The organism is Pseudomonas sp. H26/SER47-MNA-CIBAN-0231, assembly GCF_040310465.1.
GTDB lineage: Bacteria > Pseudomonadota > Gammaproteobacteria > Pseudomonadales > Pseudomonadaceae > Aquipseudomonas > Aquipseudomonas atacamensis.
Map to the genome: position 1 here is coordinate 207825 of NZ_JBEOPW010000005.1, position 25080 is coordinate 232904.

General features: G+C 60.5%; 19 protein-coding genes. 14 read left to right on the plus strand and 5 right to left on the minus strand.

The window, feature by feature from the left end; translation table 11 throughout:
• Positions 1-39 precede the first annotated feature (39 nt).
• The 5 genes from trhO to AAEZ10_RS10450 all read left to right on the plus strand — a co-directional run bounded on the left by trhO (position 40) and on the right by AAEZ10_RS10450 (position 6867).
• The gene (gene trhO, locus AAEZ10_RS10430) at positions 40-981 is read left to right on the plus strand and encodes an oxygen-dependent tRNA uridine(34) hydroxylase TrhO (RefSeq protein WP_016770934.1); all 942 of its coding nucleotides are present in this window, start codon (positions 40-42) and stop codon (positions 979-981) included.
• Between the two features lie 35 nt (positions 982-1016).
• The gene (locus AAEZ10_RS10435; RefSeq protein ID WP_177180902.1) at positions 1017-1619 is read left to right on the plus strand and encodes a DsbA family protein; all 603 of its coding nucleotides are present in this window, start codon (positions 1017-1019) and stop codon (positions 1617-1619) included.
• Positions 1612-3429, plus strand: coding sequence for an ABC transporter ATP-binding protein (locus AAEZ10_RS10440; protein ID WP_076563770.1), 1818 nt, complete (start codon positions 1612-1614; stop codon positions 3427-3429). The genes AAEZ10_RS10435 and AAEZ10_RS10440 overlap by 8 nt, the downstream gene beginning before the upstream one ends.
• A 137-nt stretch (positions 3430-3566) precedes the next feature.
• Positions 3567-6026, plus strand: coding sequence for an EAL domain-containing protein (locus AAEZ10_RS10445; RefSeq protein WP_073472344.1), 2460 nt, complete (start codon positions 3567-3569; stop codon positions 6024-6026).
• A 79-nt stretch (positions 6027-6105) separates the two neighbouring features.
• Positions 6106-6867, plus strand: a complete 762-nt coding sequence (locus AAEZ10_RS10450; RefSeq protein ID WP_166554491.1) for an iron-containing redox enzyme family protein — start codon at positions 6106-6108, stop codon at positions 6865-6867.
• Positions 6868-6969: 102 nt separating this feature from the next.
• On the opposite strand, the gene AAEZ10_RS10455 is transcribed toward AAEZ10_RS10450, so the two are convergent.
• The 5 genes from AAEZ10_RS10455 to AAEZ10_RS10475 all read right to left on the minus strand — a co-directional run bounded on the left by AAEZ10_RS10455 (position 6970) and on the right by AAEZ10_RS10475 (position 12014).
• Positions 6970-7896, minus strand: a complete 927-nt coding sequence (locus AAEZ10_RS10455) for a GGDEF domain-containing protein (RefSeq protein ID WP_024013877.1) — start codon at positions 7894-7896, stop codon at positions 6970-6972.
• A gap of 361 nt (positions 7897-8257) precedes the next feature.
• A complete protein-coding gene (locus tag AAEZ10_RS10460; RefSeq protein WP_024013876.1) occupies positions 8258-8998 on the minus strand; it encodes a YciK family oxidoreductase in 741 nt (246 codons plus the stop codon).
• 248 nt (positions 8999-9246) lie between these two features.
• Entirely contained in the window at positions 9247-9918 is a 672-nt protein-coding gene (gene mupP, locus AAEZ10_RS10465; protein WP_073472346.1) for an N-acetylmuramic acid 6-phosphate phosphatase MupP, read from the minus strand.
• A gap of 4 nt (positions 9919-9922) precedes the next feature.
• Positions 9923-10621, minus strand: a complete 699-nt coding sequence (gene ubiG, locus AAEZ10_RS10470; protein WP_350569086.1) for a bifunctional 2-polyprenyl-6-hydroxyphenol methylase/3-demethylubiquinol 3-O-methyltransferase UbiG — start codon at positions 10619-10621, stop codon at positions 9923-9925.
• 58 nt (positions 10622-10679) lie between these two features.
• Positions 10680-12014, minus strand: coding sequence for a TRZ/ATZ family hydrolase (locus tag AAEZ10_RS10475; protein WP_350569088.1), 1335 nt, complete (start codon positions 12012-12014; stop codon positions 10680-10682).
• A 108-nt stretch (positions 12015-12122) separates the two neighbouring features.
• Here AAEZ10_RS10475 and mtnA point away from each other — a divergent pair, with 108 nt between their 5' ends.
• The 9 genes from mtnA to AAEZ10_RS10520 all read left to right on the plus strand — a co-directional run bounded on the left by mtnA (position 12123) and on the right by AAEZ10_RS10520 (position 25009).
• On the plus strand, positions 12123-13199 hold the full coding sequence (mtnA, locus tag AAEZ10_RS10480; RefSeq protein WP_016770927.1) for an S-methyl-5-thioribose-1-phosphate isomerase: 1077 nt from the start codon (positions 12123-12125) through the stop codon (positions 13197-13199).
• A gap of 423 nt (positions 13200-13622) precedes the next feature.
• Positions 13623-16277 carry a DNA gyrase subunit A gene (gyrA, locus tag AAEZ10_RS10485; protein ID WP_016770926.1) on the plus strand — a complete coding sequence of 885 codons (2655 nt, stop codon included), beginning with the start codon at positions 13623-13625 and terminating at the stop codon, positions 16275-16277.
• A 228-nt stretch (positions 16278-16505) separates the two neighbouring features.
• Positions 16506-17591 (plus strand): 3-phosphoserine/phosphohydroxythreonine transaminase, encoded by a 1086-nt coding sequence (serC, locus tag AAEZ10_RS10490; RefSeq protein ID WP_039760041.1) that lies wholly within the window; start codon positions 16506-16508, stop codon positions 17589-17591.
• Entirely contained in the window at positions 17591-18685 is a 1095-nt protein-coding gene (gene pheA / locus AAEZ10_RS10495; RefSeq protein WP_016770924.1) for a prephenate dehydratase, read from the plus strand. Before serC ends, pheA begins: the two co-directional genes overlap by 1 nt.
• A gap of 13 nt (positions 18686-18698) precedes the next feature.
• Positions 18699-19811, plus strand: a complete 1113-nt coding sequence (gene hisC / locus AAEZ10_RS10500; protein WP_350569091.1) for a histidinol-phosphate transaminase — start codon at positions 18699-18701, stop codon at positions 19809-19811.
• Positions 19812-19839: 28 nt separating this feature from the next.
• Positions 19840-22047, plus strand: coding sequence for a bifunctional prephenate dehydrogenase/3-phosphoshikimate 1-carboxyvinyltransferase (locus AAEZ10_RS10505; protein WP_241669502.1), 2208 nt, complete (start codon positions 19840-19842; stop codon positions 22045-22047).
• Positions 22044-22733, plus strand: coding sequence for a (d)CMP kinase (cmk, locus tag AAEZ10_RS10510; protein ID WP_024013869.1), 690 nt, complete (start codon positions 22044-22046; stop codon positions 22731-22733). The genes AAEZ10_RS10505 and cmk overlap by 4 nt, the downstream gene beginning before the upstream one ends.
• 119 nt (positions 22734-22852) lie before the next feature.
• A complete protein-coding gene (gene rpsA, locus AAEZ10_RS10515; protein WP_016770920.1) occupies positions 22853-24538 on the plus strand; it encodes a 30S ribosomal protein S1 in 1686 nt (561 codons plus the stop codon).
• Between the two features lie 192 nt (positions 24539-24730).
• The gene (locus tag AAEZ10_RS10520) at positions 24731-25009 is read left to right on the plus strand and encodes a hypothetical protein (RefSeq protein ID WP_350569094.1); all 279 of its coding nucleotides are present in this window, start codon (positions 24731-24733) and stop codon (positions 25007-25009) included.
• The last annotated feature ends 71 nt before the right edge of the window (positions 25010-25080 follow it).

Genomic DNA, 25080 nt, shown 5'->3' on the forward strand with positions numbered 1-25080 from the left:
GTTCACCCTTTGCGAGGGTAGCCACCTGGAGAAATACCCATGACACAACCGATTGTCGTGGCGGCACTGTACAAGTTCGTCACCCTCGAAGATTACGTTGACCTGCGCGAGCCACTGCTGCAAGCGATGGTCGACAACGGCATCAAAGGCACTCTGCTGATCGCCGAAGAAGGCATCAACGGCACGGTTTCCGGCAGCCGCGAAGGCATCGACGGCCTGCTCGCCTGGCTCAAGAACGATCCGCGCATGGTCGACATCGACCACAAGGAATCGTACTGCGACGAGCAGCCGTTCTATCGCACCAAGGTCAAGCTGAAGAAAGAGATCGTCACCCTCGGCGTTGAAGGCGTTGACCCGAACAAGAAGGTTGGCACCTACGTCGAACCGCAGGACTGGAACGCGCTGATCAGCGACCCGGAAGTGCTGCTGATCGACACGCGCAACGATTACGAAGTGTCGATCGGCACCTTCGAAGGCGCCATCGATCCGAAAACCACCAGTTTTCGCGAGTTTCCCGACTACATCAAAGAACACTTCGACCCGGCCGTGCACAAGAAGGTCGCGATGTTCTGCACCGGCGGCATTCGCTGCGAGAAAGCCTCGAGCTACATGCTCGGCGAAGGTTTCGAAGAGGTTTACCACCTCAAGGGCGGCATCCTGAAGTACCTCGAAGAGGTGCCGCAGGAAGAAACCAAGTGGCGCGGCGACTGCTTCGTCTTCGACAACCGCGTCACCGTGCGTCACGACCTGACGGAAGGCGACTACGATCAATGTCATGCCTGCCGCACGCCGGTCAGCGTTGAAGATCGCGCCTCCGAGCACTACGTCGCCGGCATCAGTTGCCCGCACTGCTGGGACAAGCTCAGCGAGAAAACCCGGCGCAGCGCCATCGATCGGCAAAAGCAGATCGAACTGGCCAAGGCGCGCAACCAGCCGCACCCGATCGGCTACAACTATAAGCAAGCATCCACCGAGGCTTAACCATGTCTGCGCGCCTGCTCTATGTGATGGATCCGATGTGTTCATGGTGCTGGGGGTTTGCTCCGGTGGCCAAGGCACTGGTCGAGCAGGCGCAGGCAGCCGGGGTCGAGCTGCATCTGGTGGTGGGCGGCTTGCGCACCGGCAGCGGTTCGGCGCTGGAGCCGACCACGCGGCGCTATATTCTCGAGCACTGGCAAGCGGTCACCGAGGCCACCGGCCAGCCGTTCAAGTTCGATGGCGCGTTGCCTGACGGTTTTGTCTACGACACCGAGCCTGCCTGTCGCGCCATTGTCACCGCGCGCAGTCTGGCGCCGGATTGCGCGTGGACACTGGTCGGGCTGATCCAGCAGGCGTTTTACGCCGAAGGTCGCGATGTCACCCAGGCCAGCGTGCTGGTCGAACTGGCGGAGCAGGCCGGTGTGCCGCGTATCGAATTCGCGGCGTTGTTCGATCATGCCGATCAGCACAAGGCGACCCAGGCCGATTTCACCTGGGTGCAGGACTTGGGCATCGCTGGTTTTCCGACCCTGCTGGCCGAGCGCAACGGGCAACTGGCGCTGCTCACCAACGGTTATCAACCGCTCAGCGAGCTGTCGCCGTTGCTCGGCCGCTGGCTGGAGCGCGCGGCCTGTGTCTGACCGCGCCGATGACACGCCAGCCGTAGAGCGTGTCGACCGGCTGAGCTGGGCTGAAGTCCGGCGTCTGGCACTGCATCACAAGAAATCCCTGTGGATCGCCAACGGCGTGGCCGTGCTGGCGACGCTGTGCAGCGTGCCGATCCCGTTGCTGCTGCCGTTGCTGGTCGACGAAGTGCTGCTCGGCCACGGCGATGCCGCGCTGAAAGTCATGAACCATTTTCTGCCGAGCATGTGGCAGCAGGCGGCGGGTTATATCGGCCTGATGCTGGTGGTGACCCTGACCTTGCGTTGCAGCGCCCTGTGTTTTGGCGTGTTGCAGTCGCGGCTGTTTGCGCGCCTGGCCAAGGACATCGTCTACCGCATTCGCGTACGCCTGATCGAGCGGCTCAAGCGCATTTCCCTCGGCGAATACGAAAGCCTCGGCAGCGGCACGGTAACCACGCATTTGGTCACCGATCTGGATACCCTCGACAAATTCGTCGGCGAAACCCTCAGCCGCTTCCTCGTCGCGATGCTGACCCTGGTCGGCACCGCCAGCATTCTGATGTGGATGCACTGGAAGCTGGCGCTGCTGATTCTGCTGTTCAACCCGTTGGTGATCTACGCCACGGTACAGTTGGGCAAACGCGTCAAGCATCTGAAGAAGCTGGAGAACGACAGCACCTCGCGCTTCACCCAGGCACTGAGCGAAACCCTCGATGCGATTCAGGAAGTGCGCGCGGGCAATCGTCAGGGCTATTTCCTCGGGCGCCTCGGTTTGCGCGCGCAGGAGGTGCGCAACTACGCAGTCAACTCGCAGTGGAAAACCGACGCCTCGAACCGCGCCAGTGGTTTGCTGTTCCAGTTCGGCATCGACATCTTCCGCGCGGCGGCGATGCTCACCGTGCTGTTTTCCGACCTGTCGATCGGGCAGATGCTCGCGGTGTTCAGTTACCTGTGGTTCATGATCGGCCCGGTCGAACAGCTGCTCAATCTGCAATACGCCTACTACGCAGCGGGCGGTGCGCTGACGCGGATCAATGAATTGCTGGCGCGCGCCGACGAGCCGCAGTATCCCGGCGGCGTCGATCCGTTCAAGGGGCGCGACACCGTCGGCATCGAGGTGCAAGGCCTGAGCTTCGGTTACGGCGACGAGTTGGTGCTGGATCAGATGAACCTGTCGATCCTGCCCGGCGAAAAAGTCGCGATCGTCGGCGCCAGCGGTGGTGGCAAAAGTACCTTGGTGCAGTTGCTGTTGGGCCTGTACACGCCAGCGGCCGGGACCATCCGCTTTGGCGGGTCGACCCAGCAGGAGATCGGTCTGGAGACGGTGCGCGAGAACGTCGCGGTGGTGCTGCAGCATCCGGCGCTGTTCAACGACAGCGTGCGCGCCAACCTGACCATGGGCCGCATGCGCAGCGACGAAGCCTGCTGGCAGGCGCTGGAAATTGCGCAGATGGCCGCGACCATCCGTGCGCTGCCCGCTGGCCTCGACAGCATCGTTGGTCGCTCCGGCGTGCGTTTGTCCGGCGGTCAGCGCCAGCGTCTGGCGATTGCGCGGATGATTCTCGCCGAGCCGAAAGTGGTGATTCTCGACGAGGCCACTTCGGCCCTCGATGCCGCCACCGAGTACAACCTGCACCAGGCGATGGCGAAATTTCTCCATGGCCGCACCACGCTGATCATTGCCCATCGCCTGTCGGCGGTGAAACAGGCGGACCGCGTGCTGGTATTCGACGGCGGGCAGATCGCCGAGGACGGCGACCATCGCCAACTGATCGCCGACGGCGGTCTGTACGCCAAGCTCTACGGCAACTTGCAACAGCACTGATCGAAACCCTCGCCGACCTGTCAGAGGTTCTGCGCGCGGTGTAACGCCGCGCCTTGCCTTGAACGAGAACCCCACCTAGTCTCGTCATAGCGAATTCGCCCGGAAGGCGAGCGGGCAGTGCTCATGCAAGGAATCTCATGAAGCAAAAGCAGACTCTGGGAACACCACGGTTGTTGGGTATCGTCTGGCCCTTTATTGCTGTCGTGGTGTTCCAGGCATTACTGGGGGGCGTGAGCCTTTACGTGCTTTCGGCCGTGCGTGGCTACGTCGCTGGCGAAAGCCTGTGGTCCAAGGGTCAGAAAGACGCCATCTATTACCTCAACCTCTACGCCGACAGCCGTGACGAGGCGATCTATCGCAAATACCTGACGGCGATCGCCGTGCCCCAGGGCGGGCACCAATTGCGTCTGGCGCTGGATCGTCAGCCGCCGGATCTGCAAGCGGCGCGCGAAGGCATTCTCAAGGGCGGTAATCATCCAGACGATGTCTCCAGCGTCATCTGGCTGTACCTCAATTTCCGCCACTACAGTTATCTGGAAACCGCGATCGATCGCTGGACGATTGGCGATGCCTATCTCGACCGACTGCACGAAGTCGCGCAGGAGATGCACCAAGGCATTGCGCAGAACCAGGCCAGTCCCGGCGATGTGCAGCGCTGGAAGTTACAGATCTTTGCCATCAACGATGCAGTCACCCCAGCGGCCAGGGCTTTCAGCGATGCCTTGGGCGAAGGCTCGCGGGTGATCATGCGCCTGCTGCTGTTCACCAACCTGGCCACCGCGCTGGGTCTGATCGCGCTGGCGCTGTGGCGCACGCACAAACTGCTCAAGCAGCGCCATGAGTTTGCCCAGGCGCTGCAACTGGAAAAGGATCGCGCGCATATCACTCTGCAGTCGATTGGTGATGGCGTGATCACCACCGACGTCAACGGCGCGATCGATTACATGAACCCGGCCGCCGAGGCCATGACGCACTGGAAGGCCGAGCAGGCGGCAGGGCTGCCGTTGTCGGCGCTTTTCAACCTGCTTGACGATAACGCCCAGACCGAAGGGCTGACGTTGATCGAGCACATTCTCAGCGGCCAGCTCAGCGGCGGTAGCGAACATTCCAAGCTGATCCAGCGTCTGGACGGCAGCACCCTGTCGGTGACCCTGGTCGGCGCGCCGATCCGCAATGCCGGGAATGTCAGCGGCACGGTGCTGGTGCTGCACGACATGACTCAGGAGCGGCAATACATCGCCAATCTGTCCTGGCAAGCGACCCACGATGCCCTGACCGGGCTGGCCAACCGCCGCGAATTCGAATATCGCCTCGAACAGGCCTTGCACAAACTGACGCGCCAGCCCGGGCGGCACGCGCTGATGTTCCTCGATCTCGACCAGTTCAAACTGGTCAACGACACCTGCGGGCACGCGGCGGGCGATGAGTTGCTGCGGCACATCTGCACGCTGCTGCAATCAGACTTGCGCGAGGGCGATACCCTGGCGCGACTGGGCGGCGATGAATTCGGGATTTTGCTCGAGAACTGCCCGCCGGACATCGCCGAGAAGATTGCCGAAAGCCTGCGCCAGACCGTGCAGAACCTGCATTTTGTCTGGAAGGGGCGGCCGTTCCTGACCACCGTCAGTATCGGCCTGGTGCATGTCGCGCAGAATCCGACCACCCTTGAAGCCTCTCTGCGTGCGGCGGACATGGCTTGCTACATGGCCAAGGAAAAGGGCCGCAACCGCGTGCAGGTCTACCATGCCGATGATTCCGAACTGTCCATGCGCTTCGGTGAAATGGCTTGGGTGCAACGGCTGCACATGGCGCTGGAAGAAAACCGCTTTTGCCTTTACGCCCAACAGATCGCACCGCTCAAGCCGCAACCCGGCCAGGCGGGGCACATCGAAATACTCCTGCGTTTGCATGATGAATCCGGGCGGATGATTTTGCCTGACAGCTTTATTCCGGCAGCGGAGCGATATGGTTTGATGACCCAGTTAGATCGCTGGGTAGTTGAAAATGTTTTCAAGGTTATTGCCCAGTGTATTGAACAGGAACATGAACTTCCTTTGGCGATGTGTGCGATTAATCTGTCAGGCATTACTATAGGAGATGACGCGTTTTTGCACTTCCTGCGGGAACAGTTTGTTAACTACGCTATACCGCCTGAAATGATTTGTTTTGAAATTACTGAAACCAGTGCAATCGCAAATCTTGGCAGTGCAATTCGTTTTATCAATGAACTCAAAGGCTTAGGTTGTCACTTTTCTCTGGATGACTTTTGTGCCGGAATGTCTTCATTCGCTTACTTGAAACATTTGCCTGTAGACTTCCTGAAGATCGACGGGAGTTTCGTAAAGGATATGCTGGACGACCCGATTAATCGGGCAATGGTCGAAGTGATCAATCACATCGGCCATGTTATGGGTAAGCAGACAATTGCCGAGTTTGTTGAAACTAACCAGATCGAACAGGCATTGCTTGAAATAGGTGTGGATTACGCTCAGGGGTATGTCATCGAGCGTCCGCAGTTGTTTACCTGTGACAGTTTGCAAAGTCGTCCTGCCAGACCGCAGCCGTTGTTGTTCAAAGCGCCTGGCACGTTCCGTTGAAGTCTCTCGCCGATCCTTGCCATCACAACTCAAAAGGAGCCGAACAGTGATCGACACATTCAACCGAACCGGACCCCTCATGGAAGCTGCAAGTTATCCTGCCTGGGCGCAACAGCTCATCAAGGATTGCAGCGAGAGCAAGCGCCGGGTTGTCGAACATGAACTTTATCAGCGCATGCGCGACAACAGACTCAGCGCGAAAACCATGCGCCAGTACCTCATCGGCGGCTGGCCTGTGGTCGAGCAGTTTGCCTTGTACATGGCGCAGAACCTGACCAAGACCCGCTTCGCCCGCCACCCCGGCGAAGACATGGCGCGGCGCTGGCTGATGCGCAACATCCGCGTCGAACTCAATCACGCCGATTACTGGATGCATTGGAGTCGCGCCCATGGCGTCAGCCTCGAAGATCTCCAGGCCCAGCAAGTGCCGCCGGAGCTGCACGCGCTGAGTCACTGGTGCTGGCACACCAGCTCAGCGGATTCGCTGATCGTGGCGATTGCCGCGACCAACTATGCGATCGAGGGGGCGACCGGGGAGTGGTCAGCGGTGGTCTGCTCGACCGGGGTCTACGCGGCAGCGTTCCCGGAAGAGGACCGCAAGCGCGCGATGAAGTGGTTGAAGATGCATGCCCAGTACGACGACGCCCATCCGTGGGAAGCGCTGGAAATCATCTGCACCCTGGCCGGCATGAACCCGAGCAAGGCTTTGCAGGCGGAATTGCGGCAGGCGATCTGCAAGAGTTATGACTACATGTACCTGTTCCTGGAGCGGTGCATGCAGCTTGAGACTTCGGAGCGCCTGCTGGTCAACCGCGAGCGCCGGACCGTAACCGAAAGCTGATCGAACTGTGGGAGCGAGCCTGCTCGCGAAAGCGGTGGGTCATGCAACGAATCGTTGTCTGACCCTCCCTCTTCGCGAGCAGGCTCGCTCCCACAATGATTTTTAGCCGGCCATCGCCAGCCGGTTCCGCCCCTCGCGCTTTGCGACATATAACGCACTGTCGGCGCGGCGCAATAAGCTGTCTGCCGACTCGCCCGGCAACAACGTTGAGCAACCCAGGCTCACGGTGATCTCGATCAACTGGCCATCGGCAAAATATTCCTCCGACTGCGTCGCCTGGCGCAAACGCTCGCCAACCATCGCCGCCGCTTCGCGACCGGTGTTGGACAGCAGGATCAGAAACTCTTCGCCGCCATAACGGAACACCATGTCGACGTTGCGCAGTTGCGCCTTGATCGACGCGGCAATGGCTCTGAGCACCTCATCACCGGCGCCATGCCCGTGGTCATCGTTGACCCGTTTGAAGTGGTCGATGTCGAGCATCAGCACCGACAGCGGCTGCGCATGGCGGCGCGACATGTCGATCTCGCGCTGCAAGGTCTGCTCCATGGCCACCCGGTTGCCGGCACCGGTCAACGGGTCGCGCAAGGCACTTTGCGTTGCGGCGCGATAGAGCAGGGCGTTGCGCATCGGGTACAGCAGGCAGGACAGCAGCGACTCGAGATCGCCCTGTTCCTTGTCGTTGAAACGCTGATTGCGGCGAAAGACCAGCTCGCCCATGTGCTCGCCTTCGTGGCTCAGGGTGTAGCTGACCGAGTGGTGGCCGCGCGCGCCGAACTCCAGGCGCAAGTCGCTGGCCTGATGCACATAGCTCAGCGCGTCCAGTGGCACCAGGCGTTGGATTTCGCGGAAGAACAGGCCAAGGATGCGCTGAGGCTCCAGGCTGGTTTGCAGTTGCAGGCTCATTTGCTGACGCAGTTGCGCCAGGCTGGTCGGGCGCTCGATCAGCGCCGGTAGTTGACCGAAGCCCAGGCGCTGCAATTTGGCACTGTCAAAGTCAATTGCATGGGTCTGGGAAGGAGATTTCATATGGCGTGAGCCCCTAAGCAGTAAGTCTGTCTTACAGGCTGGGTGAGAGCGGCTATGGGCTGCGCGTCGTACTGATCCATCAGTCCCGTAGGACGTTTGGCGTAAGTTTAGTCTGCCGCAAGACGATCAGTCAGCTATCGAAATCGGCGTTGCCCCATGGCCATCACACGGCATGTTTTGAGGGAATTTAGAGCGAAACCCGTGCCATTCGGTTCGATTTAATTTAAAGCTTTTCGAATCAAAGACTTGCTGATGGATGCCGGGCGGCCGCGCTGGGTTATTGGCGGCTTTGTGACGGTTATGAGCGGCAATGGCTTGCCGCGACAGCATTCTGCCGCGGCAACAAATGCGACGTATGGCGTTATTGGGCGTTGAAAGCCTGGCCATTGACGCCCGCGCTGTCCGGGCCCATCAGGTACAGATACACCGGCATGATCTCTTCCGGTGTCGGGTTGTTCAGCGGATTTTCCCCCGGATAAGCCTGCGCGCGCATGCTGGTGCGCGTACCGCCCGGGTTGATGCTGTTGGAGCGTACCGGCGCGACGCCTTCCACTTCATCGGCCAGGGTTTGCATCAGGCCCTCGGTGGCAAATTTCGACACACCGTAAGCGCCCCAGTACGCGCGCCCCTTGCGCCCGACGCTGCTCGAGGTGAACACCACCGAAGCATCCTGGGACAGCTTGAGCAACGGCAGCAGGGTGCTGGTCAGCATGAACATCGCGTTGACGTTGACCTGCATGACGCGCATGAAGTTTTCGCCGGAGAGTTGCTCGATCGGCGTGCGCGGGCCGATGATCGAGGCGTTGTGCAGCAGGCCGTCGAGATGGCCGAACTCGGTTTCGATCATTGCGGCCAGCTCATCATATTGATGGGGCAGGGCGGTCTCGAGGTTGAACGGGATCACCGCTGGTTGCGGGTGGCCCGCTGCTTCGATTTCGTCGTAGACCTCGGTCAGATTGGCTTCGGTCTTGCCCAGCAGCAACACGGTGGCACCGTGGGCGGCATAGGTTTTCGCCGCAGCCGCGCCGATGCCGCGCCCGGCACCGGTGACCAGAATGACCCGATCCTTGAGCAATTCAGGGCGAGCGGTGTAATCAAACATAAGAACCTCACAATCCATTTCATGAAGACCTGCTTCACCCCTGTGGCGAGGGGATTTATCCCCGTTCGGCGGCGAAGCCGTCGCAAAACCTGTGTGTCACATCGCCTGGATAAAAGCGGGGGCCGCTTCGCAGCCCAGCGGGGATAAATCCCCTCGCCACACAGGGAGCTTGCAACATTCAGGTCGGCAGCTGCACAACCCAGCGGGGATAAATCCCCTCGCCACACAGGGAGTTTGCAGCAGTCAGGTCAGCAGCTGCACAGCGCGCTGTCGAGCACCTTGCGCAACTCCAGCGGGTGATCCACCACCACGTCCGCGCCCCAGTGCCGCGGGTTGTCGTCCGGGTGGATGTAGCCGTAAGTCACCGCAGCGGTCTTGGTCCCGGCATCGCGGCCCGATTCGATATCACGCAGATCATCGCCGATGAAGAGGACCGTCGACGGATCCAGATCAAGCATCTTGCAGGCGAGGATCAGCGGCTCCGGATCCGGCTTGCTGTTCTTCACATGATCCGGGCAGATCAGCAGCGCCGAACGCTCGGCCAGCCCCAGACGCTGCATGATGGGCTCGGCGAAGCGCACCGGTTTGTTGGTGACCACGCCCCAGATCAGGTTGGCCTTTTCGATATCGGCGAGCAGTTCGCCCATGCCGTCGAACAGTTTACTGTGCACTGCGCAACCGACCAGATAGCGCTCGAGAAACTCCTGGCGCAGTTCCTCGAAGCCCGGCGATTCCGGATCCATCGAAAACGTCACCGCGACCATGGCCTTGGCGCCGCCGGAAATCTCGTCGCGGATGTGCTTGTCGTTGATCGGCGGCAGACCGCGATCGGCGCGCATCGCCTGGCAGATGGCGATGAAGTCCGGCGCGGTGTCGAGCAGGGTGCCGTCCATGTCGAAAAGTACCGCTCTGATGGCCATCGGCTTATTCCTCGCGCAGGGTCTGGATCATGTAGTTGACGTCAACGTCGTTGGCCAGCTTGTAGTGCTTGGTCAGCGGGTTGTAGGTCAGGCCGATGATGTCCTTGACGGTCAGGCCGGTCATGCGGCTCCACGCGCCGAGCTCGGACGGGCGGATGAATTTCTTGAAGTCGTGGGTGCCGCGCGGCAGCAGCTTCATGATGTATTCGGCGCCGATGATCGCGAACAGGTACGCCTTGGGGTTGCGGTTGATGGTCGAGAAGAATACCTGGCCGCCCGGCTTGACCATGCGGAAACAGGCGCGGATCACCGAGGATGGATCCGGCACGTGCTCGAGCATCTCCAGGCAGGTGACCACGTCGAACTGCTCGGGCATTTCCTCGGCGAGGGCTTCGGCGGTGATCTGGCGGTATTCGACGCTGACCCCGGATTCCAGCTGATGCAGTTGTGCGACCGCCAGCGGCGCTTCGCCCATGTCGATGCCCATCACCGTGGCGCCACGCTGAGCCATGGCTTCGCTGAGGATGCCGCCGCCGCAGCCGACGTCGAGGACTTTCTTGCCGGCCAGATTGACTCGTTCGTCGATCCAGTTGACCCGCAGTGGGTTGATGTCGTGCAGCGGCTTGAATTCGCTTTCGCGGTCCCACCAGCGATGGGCCAGGGCCTCGAATTTGGCGATTTCGGCGTGGTCGACGTTGCTCATGTTCAATTCCTCGAAAAACCTGAAAAGGGCTGTAGCCGCGGATATTGCGCCGCGGTGTTTACGATTCGGTGTGGCCGCTGATGCGCTGGCCCCAGTGGCGGGCGGTCGCGCCCAGCTGTTGTTCGTCCATGCGGGTCAGGCGCCGGTCGTCGAGCAGTTGCTTGCCGGCAACCCACAGGTGTTTCACGCAATCACGCCCGGTCGCATAGATCAGCTGCGACACCGGGTCATACACCGGTTGCTGCGCCAGACCGGACAGGTCGAAAGCGACGATGTCCGCGGCTTTGCCGATCTCCAGCGAGCCGACCTGCGCCTCGATCCCCAGCGCACGGGCGCCATTGAGAGTGGCCATGCGCAAGGCGCGATGGGCGTCCAGCGCAGTGGCAGAGCCGGCGACGGCTTTGGCCAGCAGGGCGGCGGTGCGGGTTTCGCCGAGCAGATCCAGATCATTGTTGCTCGCCGCGCCATCGGTGCCGACGGCGACGTTCACCCCAGCCTGCCACAAGCGTTCGACCGGGCAGAAGCCGCTGGCCAGTTTCAGATTGGATTCCGGGCAGTGGATCACGCTGCTGTTGCTTTCTACCAGCAGCGCGAGGTCGTCATCGCTGATCTGGGTCATGTGCACCGTCTGGAAGCGCGGGCCGAGCAGGCCAAGGCGGCCCAGGCGCGCCAGTGGCCGTTCGCCGGTTTGCTCGACGGCCTGCTGCACTTCGAATGCGGTTTCATGCACATGCATGTGGATCGAGGCGTCAAGCTCCTCGGCGATCACCCTGATTTTCTCCAGGTTCTCATCACCGACGGTGTAGGGTGCATGCGGGCCGAAAGTAATCTTGATGCGTTCGTGATGCTTGAGGTCGCCGAACAATTCGACGCCCTGACGAATGGCTTCGTCGGCACTGCTGGCGCCGGGGATCGGGAAATCGAGGATCGGAATGGCGATCTGCGCACGGATGCCGCTGTTGTGTACGCGCTCGCTGGCGACTTTCGGGAAAAAGTACATGTCAGAGAAGCAAGTGATGCCGCCCTTGATCTGCTCGGCGATGGCCAGATCGGTGCCGTCGCGGACGAAATCCTCATCGACCCATTTGCCTTCGGCCGGCCAGATGTGGTTTTCCAGCCAGGTCATCAGCGGCAGATCGTCAGCCAAGCCACGGAACAGCGTCATCGCCGCGTGGCCGTGGGCATTGATCAGTCCCGGCGCCAACAGAACATCCGGCAGTTCGCGGATTTCTGTCGCGTTACACTTCAACGCTTCGGCGCGCGGGCCGATAAACACGATGCAACCGTCACGGATGCCCAGGCCGTGCTCCTTGAGCACCACGCCTGCCGGTTCGACGGGGACCAGCCAGGTCGGCAGCAATAACAGGTCGAGCGCAATGGCAGGTTTCGGCATCGAGGGTCGGTTCCAGTGCTTTTGTAAAGGATGGCGAAGTATACCCGAGCGTCTTCGCGGGGGGATCGCTATAATCGGCGGCTTTTGTTCATGAGTGCGGGGTGTGGGATGCGCGATCGACTGTTGGCTGCGGAGAAAGTAAAGGCCATCGATTGGCGTGATGGCGCGCTGCACCTGCTGGATCAGCGTATTTTGCCGTTCGAGGAAACCTGGATCGCCTACACCAGCGCCGCCGGCGTGGCCGAGGCGATTCGCTCGATGGTCGTGCGGGGCGCGCCGGCCATCGGCATCAGTGCGGCTTATGGCATCGTCCTCGCGGCGCGGGCGCGGATTGCCGAGGGCGGCGACTGGTACGCGGCGCTGGAAGAGGATTTCGCTCTGCTGGCCGATTCGCGTCCGACCGCGGTCAATCTGTTCTGGGCGCTGGGGCGCATGCACGATCGCCTGGATCGGCTGAAAAGCAACGCCGATCCGCTGGCGGCGCTGGAAGCCGAAGCTATCGCCATTCATGAAAGCGACCGCGAGGCCAACCTGACCATGGCGCAGCTTGGTGTCGATCTGATCCGCAAGCATCAGGGCAACGCTCAAGCCATCCTGACCCACTGTAATACCGGCGCGCTGGCCACCGGCGGGTTCGGTACTGCGCTGGGGGTGATCCGCGCTGCTTATATAGAAGGCATGGTCGAGCGCGTTTACGCCGACGAAACCCGGCCATGGTTGCAGGGCTCGCGGCTGACCGCGTGGGAGCTGGCCAACGAAGGCATCCCGGTGACCCTGAATGCCGACTCCGCCGCCGCGCACATCATGAAAACCAAAGGCGTGACCTGGGTGATCGTCGGCGCTGACCGCATCACCGCCAATGGCGACGTGGCGAACAAGATTGGCACCTATCAACTGGCAGTCAACGCCATGCACCACGGCGTGCGCTTCATGGTCGTGGCGCCAAGTTCGACCATCGACATGAACCTCGCCAGCGGCGATGACATCCCGATCGAGGAGCGTGATGGCGCCGAACTGCTCGAAGTTGGCGGTAAACGCGTCGGTGCCGATGTTGAAGCGTTCAACCCGGTGTTTGATGTCACTCCGGCGGATCTGATTGACGCGATCGTCACCGAGAAAGGCATCGTCGAACGCCCGGACACCGCGAAAATGGCCCAGCTGATGTGTCGCAAGCGCCTGCATTGACAGGCTTTGGTGTTGTGTTGAGCCATTCGCGAGCAGGCTCGCTCCCACAGGTTTTGTGAACGCCACTGGCCTGTGTGGGAGCGAGCCTGCTCGCGAAGAGGTCGGTAATGTCAATAAACATCGCTAATTCAGACCCCGATTTCACATTCAACCAAGCTCTGAGCCTCTCTCGTCCCCCTCAAGCCTGTCATCGGTCAACTAACTATGCTCCATGCGCATCTGGGGGATAGGTGCGTGGCGGCCTTTGTGATAACATCCGGCGTTTTCCGAGGCGGCTCCACGGAGCTGTCTTTACTGCGCAAATCCGCGATCCAATGTTGATTTGTCGTAAGTCGGCGCATGGCACTCGGCCGGCCCCGACGAGCTTCGTTGCTCCCACATGGATATGACGAAGTTTCACCAGAAAAAGGAATCAGGCTTCTCATGGGCGAACTGGCCAAAGAAATCCTCCCGGTCAATATCGAAGACGAGCTGAAACAGTCCTACCTCGACTACGCAATGAGCGTGATCGTCGGCCGTGCACTGCCGGATGCGCGCGATGGCCTCAAGCCCGTGCACCGTCGCGTACTGTTCGCGATGAGCGAGCTGGGCAACGACTACAACAAGCCGTACAAGAAATCTGCCCGTGTCGTCGGCGACGTGATCGGTAAGTATCACCCGCACGGCGACACTGCCGTGTACGACACCATCGTTCGTATGGCCCAGCCTTTCTCCCTGCGCTACCTGCTGGTCGACGGCCAGGGCAACTTCGGTTCGGTCGACGGCGACAACGCCGCGGCCATGCGATACACCGAAGTGCGCATGACCAAGCTGGCGCACGAGCTGCTGGCTGACCTGCACAAGGAAACCGTGGACTGGGTGCCGAACTACGACGGCACCGAACTGATCCCGGCGGTCATGCCGACCCGCGTGCCGAACCTGCTGGTCAACGGTTCCAGCGGTATCGCCGTAGGCATGGCGACCAACATTCCGCCGCATAACCTCGGTGAAGTCATCGACGGTTGCCTGGCCCTCATCGACAACCCTGAGCTGACCGTCGATGAGCTGATGCAATACATTCCCGGTCCGGACTTCCCGACGGCTGCGATCATCAACGGTCGCGCCGGCATCATCGAAGCCTACCGCACCGGTCGCGGACGCATTTACATGCGTGCCCGCTCGATCATCGAAGACATCGACAAGGTCGGTGGCCGTCAGCAGATCGTCATCACCGAGCTGCCTTACCAGCTGAACAAGGCGCGTCTGATCGAGAAAATCGCCGAGCTGGTCAAAGAGAAGAAGCTCGAAGGCATCACCGAGCTGCGCGACGAGTCCGACAAGGACGGTATGCGCGTCGTGATCGAACTGCGTCGCGGCGAAGTGCCGGAGGTGATCCTCAACAACCTCTACGCCCAGACCCAGCTGCAATCGGTGTTCGGTATCAACATCGTCGCGCTGATCGACGGCCGCCCACGCATCCTCAACCTCAAGGATCTGCTGGAAGCCTTCGTCCGTCACCGTCGCGAAGTGGTTACCCGCCGTACCGTGTTCGAACTGCGCAAGGCGCGCGAGCGTGGGCACATTCTCGAAGGTCAGGCTGTTGCGCTGTCGAACATCGATCCGGTAATCGCCCTGATCAAGGCTTCGCCAACACCGTCGGAAGCCAAGGAAGCGCTGATCAGCACGCCTTGGGAATCTTCGGCTGTGGTGGCGATGGTTGAGCGTGCCGGTGCCGATTCGTGCCGTCCGGAAAACCTCGATCCGCAATACGGTCTGCGCGAAGGCAAGTACTTCCTCTCGCCAGAACAGGCGCAAGCCATTCTCGAACTGCGCCTGCACCGTCTGACCGGTCTGGAGCACGAGAAGCTGCTGGCCGAGTATCAAGAGATCCTCAACCAGATCGGCGAGCTGATCCGCATCCTCAACAGCGCTGTGCGCCTGATGGAAGTGATCCGCGAAGAGCTGGAAGTGATCCGCGCCGAATACGGCGATGTGCGCCGCACCGAAATTCTCGATGCCCGTCTCGACCTGACCCTGGGTGACATGATCCCGGAAGAAGAACGCGTCGTGACCATCTCCCACGGTGGCTACGCCAAGACCCAGCCGCTGGCTGCGTACCAGGCTCAGCGTCGTGGTGGCAAAGGCAAATCGGCTACCGGCGTCAAGGACGAGGACTACATCGCTCACCTGCTGGTTGCCAACAGCCACACCACGCTGCTGCTGTTCTCCAGCAAGGGCAAGGTGTACTGGCTCAAGACCTACGAAATTCCGGAAGCATCCCGCGCGGCCCGTGGTCGTCCGCTGGTCAACCTGCTGCCGCTGGATGATGGTGAATACATCACCACCATGCTGCCGGTCGAGGAATACACCGAAGGTCACTACATCTTCATGGCCACCGCCAACGGCACCGTGAAGAAGACCCCGCTGGAATCCTTCAGCCGTCAGCGCAGCGTCGGTCTGATCGCTCTGGAGCTGGACGAAGGCGACGTGCTGATCTCTGCGGCCATCACCGATGGCGAGCGCGAAGTGATGCTGTTCTCCGACGGCGGCAAGGTCACCCGTTTCAAAGAGTCCGACGTGCGTGCCATGGGCCGTACCGCTCGCGGTGTGCGCGGCATGCGTCTGCCGGAAGGGCAGAAGCTGATTTCCATGCTGATTCCGGAAGAAGGCAGCCAGATCCTCACCGCTTCCGAGCGTGGTTATGGCAAGCGCACCGCGATCACCGAGTTCCCTGAGTACAAGCGTGGCGGCCAGGGCGTGATCGCCATGGTCAGCAACGAGCGTAACGGCCGTCTGGTCGGCGCAGTTCAGGTGCTCGACGGCGAAGAAATCATGCTGATCTCCGATCAGGGCACCCTGGTGCGTACCCGTGTCGACGAAGTATCGAGCCTGGGTCGTAACACTCAGGGCGTGACGCTGATCAAGCTGGCCAAGGATGAAACCCTGGTCGGCCTGGAGCGGGTTCAGGAGCCTTCGGAAATCGAAGGCGAAGAGCTCGAAGGTGAAGAGGGCGAGGAAATCGCAGGCAGCGTCGGTATCGACGAAGCAGGTGAAGACCAGCAACTCGACGCCGCAGCAGACGAAGAACCGCAGGAATAAGCGGACAAACGAGGGGGCGGATGAGAATTCGCCCCCTTGTTATTTGTCCAGTATGAAAATTGCAACACTGCGGATGATCGTTCCCACGCTCTGCGTGGGAATGCCGCTGGGGACGCTCCGCGTCCCATGACGCAGAGCGTCATTGGATGCATTCCCACGCGGAGCGTGGGAACGATCAGCCGCAAACCAAAAGATTCAAGTGACCACCAAATCAGAGCGAGATTGGATGTGAGCAAGCGAGCCTATAACTTCTGCGCCGGTCCGGCGGCGCTGCCTGAAGCTGTCCTGCAGCGCGCCCAGGGTGAACTCCTTGATTGGCACGGCAAGGGTCTGTCGGTCATGGAAATGAGCCATCGCAGCGATGAGTTCGTGTCCATTGCCACCCAGGCCGAGCAGGATCTGCGTGACCTGCTGAATATCCCGTCGAACTACAAAGTTCTGTTTTTGCAGGGCGGCGCCAGCCAGCAGTTCGCACAGATCCCGCTGAACCTGTTGCCTGAAGGCGGCTCGGCCGACTACATCGACACCGGTATCTGGTCGCAGAAAGCCATCGAAGAAGCCTCGCGCTACGGCCACGTCAACGTTGCTGCCACTGCCAAGCCTTACGACTATTTCGCCATCCCAGGCCAGAACGAGTGGAATCTGTCGAAAGACGCCGCGTACGTTCACTACGCGCCGAACGAAACCATCGGCGGTCTGGAATTCCAGTGGATCCCGCAAACCGGTGACGTACCGCTGGTGGCGGACATGTCTTCGGACATCCTCTCGCGCCCGGTCGATATTTCGCGTTTCGGCATGATCTACGCCGGCGCGCAGAAGAACATCGGCCCGAGCGGCATCGTCGTCAACATCATCCGCGAAGACTTGCTCGGCAAGGCCCGCTCGCTGTGCCCGACCATGCTTAATTACAAGGTCGCGGCCGATAACGGCTCGATGTACAACACCCCGCCGACCCTAGCCTGGTACTTGTCCGGCCTGGTATTCCAGTGGCTGAAAGAGCAGGGCGGCGTCGAAGCGATCGCCAGGCTCAACGACGTCAAGCAGCGCACCCTGTACGACTTCATCGATGCCAGCGGCCTCTACAGCAACCCGATCAACAAGTCGGATCGCTCGTGGATGAACGTGCCGTTCCGTCTGGCTGATGATCGTCTGGACAAGCCGTTCCTCGCCGGTGCCGACGAGCGCGGCCTGCTCAACCTCAAGGGCCACCGCTCGGTGGGCGGCATGCGCGCCTCCATCTACAACGCCGTCGACATCACCGCGGTCAACGCGCTGGTGGCGTACATGGCGGAATTCGAGAAGGAACACGGCTGATGTCCGAGCAAGAACTCAAGGCACTGCGCGTTCGCATCGACGCTCTGGACACCAAAGTCCTCGAGCTGATCAGTGAGCGTGCGCGTTGCGCCCAGGAAGTCGCCCGCGTGAAGATGGCCTCGCTGGCCGAAGGCGAAGTGCCGGTGTTCTATCGTCCCGAGCGCGAAGCTCAGGTGCTCAAGCGTGTGATGGAGCGCAATCAGGGGCCGCTGGGCAACGAAGAAATGGCGCGGCTGTTCCGCGAAATCATGTCGTCGTGCCTGGCGCTGGAGCAGCCACTGAAAGTGGCTTACCTCGGTCCTGAAGGCACTTTCACCCAAGCGGCAGCGATGAAGCATTTCGGCCACGCGGTGATCAGCAAGCCGATGGCGGCGATCGACGAAGTGTTCCGTGAAGTCGCCGCCGGTGCGGTGAATTTCGGCGTGGTGCCGGTGGAAAACTCCACCGAAGGTGCGGTCAACCACACGCTGGATAGCTTCCTCGAACACGACATGGTGATCTGTGGCGAAGTCGAGCTGCGCATCCACCATCATCTGCTGGTCGGCGAAAACACCAAGACCGACAGCATCAGCCGCATCTATTCCCATGCGCAGTCGCTGGCCCAGTGCCGCAAGTGGCTGGACGCGCATTACCCGAATGTCGAACGCGTCGCGGTGTCGAGCAACGCCGAAGCGGCCAAACGGGTCAAGGGTGAGTGGAATTCGGCGGCCATTGCTGGCGACATGGCGGCGGGGCTGTACGGCCTGACGCGTCTGGCCGAGAAGATCGAAGATCGCCCGGACAACTCGACGCGCTTCCTGATGATCGGTAACCAGGAAGTGCCGCCGACCGGCGACGACAAGACCTCGATCATCGTGTCGATGAGCAACAAGCCCGGCGCGCTCCACGAGCTGCTGGTGCCGTTCCACGACAATGGCATCGACCTGACTCGCATCGAAACCCGTCCGTCGCGCAGCGGCAAATGGACCTACGTGTTCTTCATCGACTTCGTCGGCCACCACCGTGATCCGTTGATCAAAGGTGTGCTGGAAAAGATCAGTCAGGAAGCAGTAGCACTCAAAGTGCTGGGTTCCTACCCGAAAGCAGTTCTCTAAGGGGCGGTAGCAAATGAGTGGCAACTTCCTCGCTCTGGCACAGCCGGGCGTGCAACAACTTTCGCCGTACGTTCCGGGCAAGCCTGTGGACGAACTGGCGCGCGAGCTGGATCTGGATCCGGCAAAAATCGTCAAACTGGCGAGCAACGAAAACCCATTGGGCGCCAGCCCGAAGGCATTGGCGGCGATCCGCGAAGAGCTGGCCGAGCTGACCCGCTACCCGGACGGCAATGGTTTCGCCCTGAAGTCGCTGCTCGCCGAGCAGTGCCGTGTCGAGCTGAACCAGGTCACGCTGGGTAATGGCTCAAACGACATTCTTGAGCTGGTTGCGCGTGCCTATCTGGCGCCGGGCCTGAATGCGGTGTTCAGTGATCACGCCTTCGCGGTGTATCCGATCGCGACTCAAGCAGTTGGCGCTCAGGCCAAAGTAGTTCCGGCCAAAGACTGGGGCCATGACCTGCCGGCCATGCTCGCAGCCATCGATGCCAACACCCGCGTGGTGTTTATCGCCAACCCGAACAACCCGACTGGCACCTGGTTCGGCGCAGAAGCGCTGGACGAGTTCCTGCAGGACGTTCCCGAGCATGTGCTGGTAGTCCTCGACGAGGCTTACATCGAGTACGCCGAAGGCAGTGATTTGCCGGACGGTCTCGACTTCCTCGCCGCATACCCGAACCTGCTGGTGTCGCGCACCTTCTCCAAGGCCTATGGCCTGGCCGCGCTGCGCGTCGGTTATGGCTTGTCGACACCTGTGGTGGCGGACGTGCTGAACCGTGTTCGTCAGCCATTCAACGTCAACAGCCTCGCGTTGGCGGCGGCGTGTGCGGCGCTGAAGGACGAGGAATATCTGGCACAAAGCCGTCAGCTCAACGAATCCGGCATGCAGCAGTTGCAGGCGGGTTTCCGTGAGCTGGGACTGAGCTGGATCGAGTCCAAAGGCAACTTCATCTGTGTCGATCTCGGCCAGGTCGCGGCGCCGATTTTTCAGGGCTTGCTGCGCGAAGGCGTGATCGTGCGTCCGGTGGCCAATTACGGCATGCCGAACCACCTGCGGGTGACCATCGGTCTGCCGGCAGAAAACAGCCGTTTCCTTGAGGCGCTGCGCAAGGTTCTGGCTCGTGGTTGATGTCACTGCGCTGCAACCTGCTGCACCTATGATCGGTCGCCTTGTGGTGGTTGGTCTGGGGCTGATCGGTGGTTCGTTTGCCAAGGGTTTGCGTGAAAGCGGCTTGTGCCGTGAAGTGGTCGGCGTCGATCTGGATCCGCAATCGCGCAAGCTCGCGGTCGAATTGGGTGTGGTCGATCGCTGTGAAGACGACTTGGCGGCGGCTTGCGTCGGTGCCGATGTGATTCAGCTGGCGGTGCCGATTCTGGCCATGGAAAAACTGCTCGCGCGTCTGGCTGTCATGGACCTGGGGCAGGCGATTCTTACGGATGTCGGCAGCGCCAAAGGCAACGTAGTGCGCGCGGCGACCGAGGCGTTCGGCGGCATGCCGGCGCGTTTCGTGCCGGGGCACCCGATTGCCGGTTCCGAGCAGAGCGGGGTGGAAGCCTCGAATGCTGAGCTGTTCCGCCGGCACAAGGTGATCCTGACGCCGCTCGAGCAGACCGATCCTGCCGCGCTGGCGGTGGTCGATCGCCTGTGGCGTGAACTGGGTGCCGATGTCGAGCACATGCAGGTCGAGCGTCACGACGAAGTGCTGGCCGCGACCAGTCATTTGCCGCATCTGCTGGCTTTCGGTCTGGTTGATTCGTTGGCCAAGCGCAATGAAAATCTGGAGATCTTCCGTTACGCTGCCGGTGGTTTTCGCGATTTCACAAGAATCGCCGGAAGCGACCCGGTGATGTGGCACGACATCTTCCTCGCCAACCGCGAGGCTGTCCTGCGCACACTCGATACATTTCGCAGCGACCTCGACGCCTTGCGCGACGCGGTCGATGCAGGGGATGGGCACCAATTGTTGGGCGTTTTCACGCGCGCCCGGGTTGCCCGCGAGCATTTCAGTAAAATCCTGGCCCGCAGGGCCTATGTGGACGCTATGAATTCCAACGATCTGATCTTCCTGGCTCAACCTGGTGGCCGCCTGTCCGGTCGGATTCGCGTACCGGGTGACAAATCGATTTCCCACCGTTCGATCATGCTCGGCTCGCTGGCCGAAGGCGTCACCGAAGTCGAAGGCTTCCTTGAGGGCGAAGACGCCCTGGCGACCTTGCAGGCGTTTCGCGACATGGGCGTGGTCATCGAAGGCCCGCATCACGGCCGCGTGACCATTCACGGTGTCGGCCTGCACGGCCTGAAACCTGCGCCTGGCCCGATCTACCTGGGCAACTCCGGCACCTCGATGCGTCTGCTCTCCGGCCTGCTGGCGGCGCAGAACTTCGACAGCACCTTGACCGGCGACGCTTCGCTGTCCAAGCGTCCGATGAATCGCGTGGCCAATCCGCTGCGGGAAATGGGCGCCGTGATCGAAACCGCTGCCGAAGGTCGCCCACCGATGACCATTCGCGGTGGCCACAAGCTCAAGGGTCTGACCTACACCATGCCGATGGCCAGTGCCCAGGTGAAATCCTGCCTGCTGCTTGCCGGTCTCTATGCTGAAGGCAAGACCACGGTGACCGAGCCGGCACCGACCCGCGATCACACCGAGCGCATGCTGCGTGGCTTCGGCTACCCGGTCAGCGTCGACGGCGCCACGGCGTCGGTCGAGTCCGGCGGCAAGCTCACCGCGACTCACATCGAAGTGCCGGGCGATATATCGTCGTCGGCGTTCTTCCTGGTCGCAGCCTCGATTGCCGAGGGTTCAGAGCTGGTGCTCGAGCACGTCGGCATCAACCCGACCCGCACTGGCGTGATCGATATCCTGCGACTGATGGGCGCCGATATCACTCTGGAAAACCAGCGTGAAGTGGGCGGCGAGCCAGTGGCTGACTTGCGCGTGCGGGCAGCTAAACTCAAAGGTATCGAGATTCCGCAAGAGCTGGTGCCGCTGGCCATCGACGAATTCCCGGTACTGTTCGTCGCGGCTGCGTGCGCCGAAGGGCGTACCGTGCTGACCGGCGCCGAAGAGCTGCGAGTCAAGGAATCCGACCGGATTCAGGTCATGGCGGACGGCTTGCTGGCGCTGGGCGTCAAGTGCGAACCGACCCCGGACGGCATCATCATCGACGGCGGCCAGATCGGCGGCGGTGAAGTGCACGGTCACGGCGACCACCGTATCGCCATGGCCTTCAGCGTTGCCTCGTTGCGCGCTACGGCACCGATCCGCATCCATGATTGCGCCAACGTCGCGACCTCGTTCCCCAACTTCCTCGCGTTGTGCGGGCAAGTCGGCATTCGTGTGGCACAAGAGGCTCAGTCGTGAAAAACATTGCACCGGTCATCACCATCGATGGGCCAAGCGGCTCCGGCAAAGGCACGGTCGCCGGGATTCTGGCCAAGCGTCTGGGCTGGAACCTGCTGGATTCCGGTGCGCTTTATCGCTTGCTCGCGTTTGCTGCGCACAACCATGGCGTCGACCTGACCAATGAAGAGCTGCTGAAGACATTGGCCGCTCATCTGGATGTGCAATTCATCGCCGCGACCGAAGGTCAGCTGCAGCGGATCATTCTAGAAGGCGATGAAGTCAGCGATGTCATTCGCACCGAAAGCGTCGGCTCCGGCGCCTCGCAAGTGGCTGCGCTGCCCGCTGTGCGCGAGGCGCTGCTGCAGCGCCAGCGTGCTTTCCAGGAAGCGCCGGGCCTGGTGGCCGACGGCCGCGACATGGGCACGGTGGTTTTTCCGGATGCACCACTGAAGATTTTCCTCACCGCCAGTGCCGAGGAGCGGGCGCGCCGTCGATATTTGCAGTTGAAGGGCAAAGTCGAGGGTGTTAGTCTGTCGAGTCTGCTAGATGAGATCCGTGCACGCGATGAGCGTGACACCCAGCGCGCAGTAGCCCCGCTCAAGCCGGCGGCCGACGCGATTCAGCTGGATTCAACGGAGCTTTCCATCGATCAGGTGCTTGAACGCATCATGAGCGAGATCGCCATTCGCGATATCGCCGGGTGACCAAGAGGGCCGCAGGGGACCAGTCATAGTCCTGCGGTGCTTCTTTTAAATGAAACTAACCCACACCGTCTGGGGTGTGGAGATGGGCGTTTACTTCGCCCTCATCTACAGGAATTAAAATGAGCGAAAGCTTTGCGGAACTCTTTGAAGAAAGCCTGAAAACCCTGAACCTTCAGGCAGGCTCCATCATCACCGGTGTTATCGTTGATATCGATTACCAGGCTCGCTGGGTAACCGTTCACGCTGGTCTGAAGTCTGAAGCACTCATCCCGCTTGAGCAGTTCTACAACGATGCTGGCGAACTGAACATCAACGTTGGTGATGAAGTTCACGTTGCTCTGGATTCGGTTGAAGACGGCTTTGGCGAAACCAAGCTGTCCCGTGAAAAAGCCAAGCGCGCTGAATGCTGGATCGTTCTGGAAGCAGCCTTCGCAGCCGAGGAAGTGGTCAAGGGCGTTATCAACGGTAAGGTTAAAGGCGGCTTCACTGTCGACGTTAACGGCATCCGTGCGTTCCTGCCAGGTTCCCTGGTTGACGTCCGTCCAGTGCGCGACACCACGCACCTGGAAGGCAAAGAGCTGGAATTCAAGGTCATCAAGCTGGACCAGAAGCGCAACAACGTTGTCGTTTCCCGTCGCAGCGTCCTCGAAGCCGAGAACTCCGCCGAGCGTGAAGCTCTGCTGGAATCCCTGCAGGAAGGCCAGCAAGTCAAAGGTATCGTCAAAAACCTCACCGATTACGGCGCATTCGTCGATCTGGGTGGCGTGGACGGCCTGCTGCACATCACCGACATGGCCTGGAAGCGCATCAAGCATCCTTCCGAGATCGTCAACGTTGGTGACGAGATCGACGTCAAGGTTCTGAAATACGATCGCGAACGCAACCGTGTTTCCCTGGGCCTGAAGCAACTGGGCGAAGATCCATGGGTTGCTATCAAAGCCCGTTACCCAGAAGGCACTCGCGTTACCGCTCGTGTAACCAACCTGACCGACTACGGCTGCTTCGCTGAGCTGGAAGAAGGCGTTGAAGGTCTGGTACACGTTTCGGAAATGGACTGGACCAACAAGAACATCCACCCTTCGAAAGTCGTACAAGTCGGCGACGAAGTGGAAGTCATGGTTCTGGACATCGACGAAGAGCGTCGTCGTATCTCCCTGGGCATCAAGCAGTGCAAGTCGAACCCATGGGAAGACTTCTCTGGCCAGTTCAACAAGGGCGACAAGATCTCCGGCACCATCAAGTCGATCACCGATTTCGGTATCTTCATTGGTCTGGACGGCGGCATCGACGGTCTGGTTCACCTGTCCGACATCTCCTGGAACGAAGTGGGCGAAGAAGCCGTACGTCGTTTCAAGAAGGGCGACGAGCTGGACACCGTCATCCTGTCGGTTGACCCAGAGCGCGAGCGCATCTCCCTGGGCATCAAGCAACTGGAAAGCGATCCGTTCTCCGAGTACGTCTCGGTTAACGACAAGGGCGCTATCGTGACCGGTACCGTGAAAGAAGTTGACGCCAAAGGCGCCATCATCGTTCTGGCCGACGACATCGAAGCTACCCTGAAAGCCTCCGAAATCAGCCGTGACCGCGTTGAAGACGCGCGCAACGTTCTGAAAGAAGGCCAGGAAGTTGAAGCCAAGATCATCAGCGTTGACCGTAAGAGCCGCGTAATCCAGCTCTCGATCAAGTCGAAAGACGACGCTGAAGAGAAAGAAGCCATCCAGAGCCTGAAAGCAGCTCCGGAAGGCGAAGCAGCTGACACCACCATGGCGGCACTGCTGCGTCAAGCAATGGCCAAACAGAACTGAGTTCTGCTTGATCATTAAAAAGGGCGACTTCGGTCGCCCTTTTTTGTGCCTGCGATTTGTTCTTTGTACGTCCGTGCATGAAACCAATGGCTTCGCCTGCGGGTCTGTTTCTTTAATCGGATCAATCGCCTATTCGCGACTAAGCTTGATCTTGAGCATTAGTCGTCAGGCTTGCCTGGCATAAGGAAGTGGATGAACAAGTTACTTGTTGTTGCAGTGGTCTTGGCGCTGACAGGGTGCACTACCAGTGCGAAAACCCATGCCGTGCGCGGCGTCAGTGGTATCGAGGTCGATTGCTCCGGGTTGGGGTCCGGTTGGGAAAAGTGCCAGAAGCGTGCAGCGAAGGAGTGCAAAGGTAAGGGCTACAAGGTCATCACCCGCTCTGATGATGCCAAAGATGAAGATGAATACCCGTTTGGCTTCAATCCCGCAGGCTTTGTAACCCGGACCATGCTGGTGATGTGTCGTTAGGGAAGTGGCGATCCGACTCGCCACTGGACTGCCCTGAAAATGGGCGTTTTGACCCCGGGAAAGATATGTCA